General features: G+C 71.5%; 5 protein-coding genes and 1 pseudogene. 4 read left to right on the top strand and 2 right to left on the bottom strand.

Annotation, left to right across the window (positions count from 1 at the left end):
- The 3 genes and pseudogenes from ACFU7Y_RS34335 to ACFU7Y_RS34325 all read left to right on the top strand — a co-directional run.
- Window positions 1–255, top strand: a pseudogene (locus ACFU7Y_RS34335) (IS110 family transposase); the annotation flags it as partial.
- A 243-nt stretch (window positions 256–498) separates the two neighbouring features.
- The gene (locus ACFU7Y_RS34330) at window positions 499–660 is read left to right on the top strand and encodes a hypothetical protein (protein WP_380770712.1); all 162 of its coding nucleotides are present in this window, start codon (window positions 499–501) and stop codon (window positions 658–660) included.
- Between the two features lie 159 nt (window positions 661–819).
- A complete protein-coding gene (locus ACFU7Y_RS34325) occupies window positions 820–5,814 on the top strand; it encodes a glycosyl hydrolase family 18 protein (protein WP_380770711.1) in 4,995 nt (1,664 codons plus the stop codon).
- A 448-nt stretch (window positions 5,815–6,262) separates the two neighbouring features.
- Here the strand turns inward: ACFU7Y_RS34325 and ACFU7Y_RS34320 are convergent, their stop codons facing one another.
- The gene (locus ACFU7Y_RS34320; RefSeq protein WP_380770710.1) at window positions 6,263–6,982 is read right to left on the bottom strand and encodes a hypothetical protein; all 720 of its coding nucleotides are present in this window, start codon (window positions 6,980–6,982) and stop codon (window positions 6,263–6,265) included.
- Window positions 6,934–7,317: a Ku protein gene (locus tag ACFU7Y_RS34315; RefSeq protein ID WP_380770709.1), complete on the bottom strand. Its 384-nt coding sequence runs from the start codon at window positions 7,315–7,317 to the stop codon at window positions 6,934–6,936. Before ACFU7Y_RS34315 ends, ACFU7Y_RS34320 begins: the two co-directional genes overlap by 49 nt.
- Before the next feature lie 136 nt (window positions 7,318–7,453).
- Between ACFU7Y_RS34315 and ACFU7Y_RS34310 the strand changes: the two genes are divergently transcribed.
- Window positions 7,454–8,394 (top strand): hypothetical protein (locus tag ACFU7Y_RS34310; RefSeq protein WP_380770713.1); only part of this gene is annotated, 941 nt, incomplete at its 3' end.

The following is an 8,394-nucleotide window of genomic DNA, read 5'->3' as shown; positions in this document are numbered from 1 at the left end:
GGCCACGTCAGCGGCAACCTGCACAGGTCCCGCCGCTACCACCGCGGCCTCCAGTGCGTCTTCTACACCTCCGCGCTGATCAGCATCCGCAGCTGCGAGGCGTCCCGCCGCTTCTATGAGCGCAAGCGTGCCGAGGGCAAACGCCGCACCCGGGCCGTCCTCGCGCTGGCCCGCCGACGAGTGAACGTCCTGTTGGCCCTGATCCGTGACGGGAAGTGCTACGCGCACGCACTCCCCGTCACATCAGCCGCTTGACAACATCATTAGGAGGTGACCGGCCCCTGGTACGACGAGCCCCCATTCTGAGGGGGCTGGCTGGCCCGCCGGGCCTTCCGAGCGGGCCGACCAGGTGCTGCTCCGCGCAGGTGTCGAGCATGCCGGCGAGGCCTCGTGCCGCAAGTGCCGGGCCCGGCCGTTCTGCATCAGCCGCAGGTACTCCGACGGCTGCATGCGCTCGCGCCGGCCGCGCAGCGTCTCGGTGCGCCGTCGCGCGTGCTCGTGGGTGAGGATCCGGGACAGCTGTTCGCCCGCTCCTTCACCGGCTGGGACCTCCTCGCCCCCGGCATCGTCTCCACCCCCGGCCGGCGCCCCGAATCGGACACCCCGCAGGCCGGCGACACCGACGCGGCCTGTCTGGCTGCCGTCGCCGTCTGCCAGTGACCACCCCTCAGCAGCGGTCTGGCAGGCCGCCGCCCCCGATGGGAAAGTCCGACGGCACGATCCGCACCGGGCCCGCGGCCGGCTGACGGGCCGTTGATCGGGTGTCTACCGCCTTCGATGACACTGCTCCCTCCGTAGTTCTCCCGATGGAGGGATGGCATGAACACCGCGCGCGCACAGCGCCCAAGGCCCGCACCGATCGCGGCGAGACTCCTCCCGGCGCTGCTGGTCCTCACACTGGTCGCCGAACTGCTGGCCGTCCTGGCGGCAAAGCCCGCCAAGGCGGCGGTGCGGGAGTTCCGGCCGGCGACATGGAACATGCAGGCCACCGGGAGGCGCTGGAGGGACGTCATACCGCGACTACTGGCGACAGGCGACAACGTGTTGGCCCTTCAGGAGCATCCCGACACGGACCCCGGGGTGGGCAACTGGGACGATCCCAACCAGCGCCCGGACGATTTCTCGCTGCTCGGTCATGACTTCCTGCAGCCGGGAACGGAGACCCGCCCCGGTACCCGGTGGGATCCCGATGCCGTCGAGGGCCAGACCCTCAGCCGGTTCCGCTGGGCCATCCCCGACCGCGCGAACCCTCGCACCTACTACGTTGCCCAGATCAACAACGACATGCAGAACCGCGCTCTGGCTTTCGTCACCGAGGAGGAGCCCGAGGCCTACCTCCTCCTGCACCCGCAGGGGAGTGAGCGCCCCGTCCTGGGAGTCCGGTTCCGCGACACCTGGTTCTTCAACGTCCACGCGAACAACGAGCAGGGCGGTCGCAACGACACCGGTCGGATCCTCCAGGAGGTGGCCACGGCGCCGGCCGTGCAGGGCCGGAGCTGGGCGGTGATGGGGGATTTCAACACCCCGCCCGAGACCACCATGCGCCAGGCCCGGCAGGAGATGGGTGGCGCGGCGGGTGACCTGCACCTGGTCCGCACGAACGAGGCCACCCAGGTGCAGGGCCGCGAACTCGACTACATGGTCACCAACGACGAGGCCATGGTTCTGGCCGTCCGGCAGGAGGTCACCGGCTGGATGACCGACGGCACCAGGCGGGACCACGACGCGGTGTTCTTCGCTCCCATGGCCGCGGAGGGCCGGCGCGCTCCGATCCACTCGCTCCAGCACCGGGGCGACAGGCGGCTCGTCGTGCCCGTGTACGAGAACCAGACGTACTCGCGGTTCCGGGAGAATCCCGACAACGAGATGACCATGTCGGGGATGTTCGTGGAGCTCTCGCCGTTCCGCGAGTCGGACGGCCTGCTGTACACGGGGCTGATGGACCTCCACTCGAAACTGTGCCTGTCCGCGACGATCCCGGACGAGACCGGGCCCTCGGACCGTCCGGAACTCGTGCAGACGCGCTGCGCGCAGGGCAAGCCGCCGAAGGAACAGCTCTGGCGGTTCGACGCCAACGGGACCCCGTGGAACGCCACGGACCGCGCCGTGTTCACCGATCACAACAATCCCATCCTCCACCTGGGACCGGAGGGCACCGAGCCGCCCTCCGACCAGTGGCGGCACTGCGCGTGGCAGCTCTACTCCCGCGCGCCGGAGGTGGTGGTGTTCGACGAGGTGTCCTGCAACGTGGACGGCCCGAGCCAGCCGACGCTGATAGCGCTGGAGTCGTCGTCCGGCATCGACGCCGCAGTCTCCCTGGACAGCCGCGACTTCGGCCTGGCGAGCGTGGAACTGCAGAAGGGCAACCTCACCACGACGATGACCTTCGGCCCGGGCCGGCATCAGGAGGCCGAAGCCGGGGCCACGTCGATCGCCTCGGGCCAGATCCCCGGCGGGACTTCCGACGCCTTGACGACGCTGCCCAGCAGCGGGGGGACGGTCCTGGGTTTCACGCTCCCGTCGAGCTCCACCGCACTGCCGAGCTACTGGCGCTTCAAGCCCGTGGACGGCCTGCGCAAGGTGGAGCGGGTGGTGCAGCCACAGCCGGTCGAGGACGCGTTCCTCCCCTTGGCCGGGCCGCAGTTCGCGGCGTTCCGCTCCAAGGTCGACGCGGTGCTTCCGGTCCCGGGCACCCGCGACGAGATGTACATGTTCAGCGGGGACAGCTACCTGCGCATGAAGGTCGCCATCGACGGGACGAAGGACCAGGTCGTCAACGGACCTAAGCCCATCCGCGACAACTTCGGCGAACTCGCCCGGAAGGCACCCTCGTTCACCGAGAACATCGACGCCGCGTTCAGCCTCCCGCGCGATCCGGGCACGGCCTACCTGTTCAAGGGCAACGAGTACGTGAAGCTCGCCCTGGACCCGGGTGGCACCCACGACCGCGTCCTCGAAGGACCGGAGCGGATCTGCGCCGGCTGGCAGGGGTTGTGCGGGACGGTCTTCGACGGTGAGGTGCCGACCAGCACCGCCGCCGCCGAGTTCTCCATCCTGGCCTCCGACGGCGGGAACGCCCCCGCAGCCGCGGACGCCGGCTCGCCCGTCGACACCGCGCCGGACGACCGCGGCACCAAGCCCGCGTCCAGCGGGGACTGCCGCCCGGACGGCCTCACCCCGGTGGACGGCACCAGCCCGCGCTACTGCGACGTCTACGACGGATCGGGCCGGGAATGGGTCGGCCAGGGCCGCAGCCGCCGGACGGTCGGCTACTTCACCGGCTGGCGCACCGGGGCCGACGGCTCCGCGCCCTACCTGGTGAACAACATCCCCTGGTCCAAGGTCAGTCACGTCAACTACGCGTTCGCGCACGTCGAGAACGACCGGATCTCCGTCGGCGACACCGCCGACCCGAGGAACCCCGCCACCGGGATGACCTGGCCCGGCGTGGACGGGGCCGAGATGGACCCCGCCCTGCCCTACCAGGGCCACTTCAACCTCCTCACCCGCTACAAGCGGGAGCACCCGGCGGTCAAGACCCTGATCTCGGTCGGCGGCTGGGCCGAGTCGTCCGGCTTCTACACCCTGACGACCCGCGCCGACGGCTCGGTGAACCAGCCGGCCATCGACACCTTCGCCGCCTCCGTGGCGGATTTCCTCGACCAGTACGGCTTCGACGGCGCGGACATCGACTACGAGTACCCCACCGCGCTCCCGCAGGCCGGCAACCCCCAGGACTGGCCGGTCGCCGACGCCCGCCGCAAGGGGCTCGGCGCCGGCTACGAGGCGCTGATGAAGACCCTGCGCGGCGCCCTCGACCGGGCCGGCGCCGCCAAGGGCCGCTACTACCTGCTCACCTCCGCGGTGTCCGGCTCCGGCTACCTCGTCCGCGGCCAGGAGGCCCAGGCCGCGCTGAAGTACCAGGACTTCGTCAACGTCATGACCTACGACCTGCACGGATCCTGGAACGACTTCGTCGGCCCGCAAGCCCCCCTCTACGACGACGGCAAGGACGCCGAACTCGCGGCCGCCGGCATCTACGACGACCAGAACCCCGACACCAAGGACTTCCAGAAGCACGGCTACTTCAACACCGACTGGGCCTACCACTACTACCGCGGCGCGTTGCCGCCGTCCCGGATCAACCTCGGCATCCCCTACTACACCCGCGGCTGGCGGGGCGTCACCGGCGGCACCGACGGCCTCTGGGGCAGTTCCACGATGGTCGACCAGCAGGCCTGCCCGCCGGGAACCGGCGGCAAGGGCAACGGCCGCAGCGCCCCCTGCGGCGACGGCGCCATCGGCATCGACAACCTCTGGCACGACACCGAGAACGGCCGCGAGGTCCCGGCCGGCTCCAATCCGCTCTGGCACGCGAAGAACCTCCAGGACGGCCGCACCCCCGGCTACCTCGCCGCCCACGGACTCGACACCGGCCAGGAAGCCGTCCAACTTCGCGGCAGCTACCAGGAGAAGTACAGCGACGCCCTGCAGGCCTCCTGGCTGTGGAACCCCGACAAGAAGGTCTTCCTCTCCACCGAGGACGACCGCTCCATCCGGGCCAAGGCCGCGTACATCGGCGACCAGGGCATCGGCGGCGCCATGATCTGGGAACTCGCCGGCGACTACACCAAACGCCCCTCCGGCGAGTGGGGCATGGGCTACGACCTCACCACCGTCCTGGACACCGCGCTGCGCCAGGCCGGCCCGGCCAAGGCCGAACGGGCGGACGCCGCGCTGCCACAGCAGGTCGTCGACGTGAGCGCCGAACTCGTCGACTACCCCACCGACGTCAAGGACATGTGGCCGGTCCAGCCGAAGCTGCGGATCACCAACAACACCGCCGCCACGCTGCCCACAGGCACCCGGATCTCCTTCGACATCCCCACCTCGACGACCCCGGTGCTCAAGGACGAGGCGTGGAAGGAGCTGACGGACGCCGTCCAGCCCGGACGCACCGGCCCCAACGTCGGCGGCCTGAAAGCCGACTTCCACCGGGTCACCCTCACCCTCGGCACCTGCGAGGAGCTCCCGCCGGGCAAGGCCCGCGACATCGGCATCAAGTACTACCTGCCGATCACCGGACCGGCCAACTTCACCATCAGGCTCAACGGGACGGAGTACGGCCTGACCCAGGACCACCGCCGCGGCACCACCACCGTCGCGGCCCCGCAGGGTGACGGCGCCCGCTGCCAGGCCGACGCCTGGGACGCCGGACGCACCTACAATCCGGCGTGGGCGCCGTTCACCCTGTGGCAGACCGGGGACAAGTACAAGATCGAGGACGTCAACAGCGGCAACCTCCTCGACCACCCCGGCGGCTGGAATACCGCCCACCTGGTCGAGAAGCAGGACGGCAACGCCAATCAGCTGTGGACCGTCGCGGCGGAGTGGCCGGACTTCCCGGGCTGGTACCGGATCAAGAGCACCACGGGCGGCCACGAGCAGTGCCTCGGTGCCGGCGGTCCGCAGGCGTCCCTGACCGTGACCGACTGCGACATGTCCCCGGGCCAGTGGTGGCACCTGTACGACGACAAGGGCAACGCCGTCACCTCGATCAGCCACGGAACGTCGTACGGACTCGGGACCTTCGCCCCCGCCAGCGACTACAGCAAGCCGGACTTCGTCGCCGAGCCGCGTAACAGCGGCACCACGCCCGGCACCCCGGTCGTCGCGGGTGATCCGAGCGGCAGCACACGCACGGTCGTGTCGTACGGCGGCTACTACTGGAAGGCCAAGTACTGGACCAAGGGCGACATGCCGAACGCGACCGACCCGAAGAGCCCATGGACCCGCCTGGGGCCCACGGCCTGAGGCTCCACGGACCGAGCCCCACGGCTTGAGCCCATGGAAACCGTCCGCGGGGGCGTGACGCACCGCTGAGGCCAGGACAGTCCGTAACGGAGGGCCACCGGGACCGTGTCCCGATGGCCCTCCCTGCTGTCAGCGACAAGGCACCATCACCGCAACCGCCCTCGCCACAGCCGGCCCCGTTCACACACCGGCGCTGGGGCCGGCGACGTCGAGCGACTTCCAGCCAGCGGCCGGGGAAGGGGCGCCGGCCCCGCTCGGGTGCCGGGTGGTTTGTGGGGGCGGCTCGGGGTCATAAGAGGACCAGCGGGCGAGAGCCCGGACGGTGGACATCCCCCCTCACTGTCCGGGCCCGCGCCGCCAGCGGGCCGTCCGTCGCGTACCGCGGCCTCGCCTCCCCCGGCCTTCTGCTCGCGGGCCGATCCGCTCTCCGTACCACTGCTGCTCCGTCCTACTTGCCCGCTGCCTCCCGGCCTGCGCGTCTCCCGCCGCCCCTCCCGTCGGCTGTCGTGCACCCGACCCGGTTCCCGACGCCGGCCCCCGCCCTGTGGCCGCTCGCCCACCGCTCACCGCCTGCTGCGCCCCGTCCGCGGTGGCGCTCGATGAACGCCCGCAGCCGGTGCCGCTCGTCGCCGGTGCCTGCGGTGTGGGCGGCGGGCCCGCCCACCTCGGCGCCGCTGGCGGGCAGCTGCGGGGCGGGGACCAGGTCGAGCGGGCCGCAGGCCTCGCCGCGGGCGCGGGCGCCGGTGACGAAGGCAGCGTGGATCCGCCCGACGTCGAGCAGGTGCCCGCGCCCGTGCCGCACCGCGGGCTTCTGCTCGTCCGGCACGGGGACGCCCGGGCACACAGCCTCCGCGAAGGTGGCGGTGTCGGCGAAGCGAGCTGCCGTGAGGTGCTTTCGCGCGGCCGTCCGGGCAGTGCGCTGTCCGGTCCGATGCTGCTCCCGCTTGGGCGGCCCAGGGTGCCGTCGTCGAACAATCAGCGGCCCGTCGAAGTCGACCGCAGCCAGCGGCCCCAACCACCGGCGCCCCACCCGCTCGCCCAGCCGCCGGCAGAACGCCCCGTCCGCCGGCAGCGCCCGAGGCCGCCCGGCCCCGCTGTCCCGCCAGACCAACTCGGCCATCACCGGATCCAGCAACGCCCGCGCGACCTCCACCACTTCCGGGAACACCGCCGCATCCCGCGCCACCGCCCGCCACCGCCAGAAATCCCCGCTCGCGTCCCCACCCGCCAGGGCGTGCAGCCGCGCGGGCCAGCGCGAGCTCCTTCTCCTGCAACTCGACCCCGGCCGGGGCGGTCCCCTCGGGGGAGCGGATCTCGTCGGGCCACAGCAAGGTGTGGAGTACCAGTGTCCTCGCGTACCCGTAGCACCGCGAGGGTCTCGCGGGTGCGCAGCATGGTGCGTACGACGGCGACCTCGTCGGCGTCGAGCAGCGCTTGGCGCAGCAGGGCGTACGGGCGATGCCGGTTCCTCGCCGGCTCGCGCGGGGTGTTTGCGACATACAAGGCTTCTCATCACCTCGCTACCTCGAAGTGATCGGATCGGGGTATCTACTGTGGTTTGTCATGATTTACCGCCAGATGCCCTGCCGCACTTCTGCGTTGTCGCGTGAGGGTGCGGGGCGCCTTGCTGTGAGGAGAGGTGAACCTGCGGATGAGTGCTCGTACGCGTGGACAGGGCGATCTGCCGTGGTATCGGGTCAGCCGTCAGTGGCCCGTGGCCGTGTTCAACAGGGCCCTGGTCGGTGGGATGACCCCGGTTGGTGCCGTCGGTGCGTCCGACCTGGTTGGCTCGGGTGGACGGCGTGGGGAGCGCGGTGTGGGGGTGGTGTCGGTGGGGGGCGCACTGCTGTCCGGTATGGCGCTGCTGGCGACTGCGGCTCCACCGGTGGCCGCCGCGCCGGTGGAGGCCGTGCCAGTGCGGGCGCAGCGGGCTGATCCGTCGCAGACCTTCACCTTCACCGGCGCTTCGCAGACCTTGACGGTTCCGGCGGCGGCGGTGGTGACGATCACCGCGGACGGCGCGGGGGGCGCCGACAACACCGGCACCCCCTGTTCCGTCACGGGGACCGGTGCGACGGGTGCGCGGGTGGTGACCACCCTGCCGCAGACCACCGCACCGACGACCTTCACCGTCAACGTCGGCGGTACCGGCGGCAAGGGCTGCAACGGCACCGGCACGGCGGGTGCCGGCGGGTTCAACGGCGGCGCCCCGGGCGGGAGTTTTCCGCTCAGCGGCCTCCATTTCGAAGGTCCGGGCGGGGGCGGGGCCTCCAGCGTCAGCACGGGCGGCTCCCTGCTGGTGGTCGCCGGGGGCGGCGGTGCCTCCGGCGGCACCGGAGCGGGCTCCACGGGAGGCAACGGAGACAACGGCGGGACAACGCCGGATGCCAACGGCGGTACCGCGGGAACCGCCACCGGCCCCGGGGCTTCGCCGGGGCAGGGCGGGGGCGGAGGCAGCACCTCCACCAGCACCGGGGGTGCCGGCGGGAGATACGCATGGTCTCGTCCTCGGGGAAGTCGAGCGGGAGGCGTCGGGCGATCTGCTCCGGGCTCCACGCCGTCGCCCAGCGTCGGTCCTGG

This window comes from Kitasatospora sp. NPDC057542 (genome assembly GCF_042801945.1).
In the GTDB taxonomy this organism is placed as follows: domain Bacteria; phylum Actinomycetota; class Actinomycetes; order Streptomycetales; family Streptomycetaceae; genus Kitasatospora.
The sequence above is the reverse complement of the archived record's forward strand: the minus strand, read 5'-3'. Positions and strand labels throughout refer to the sequence as shown.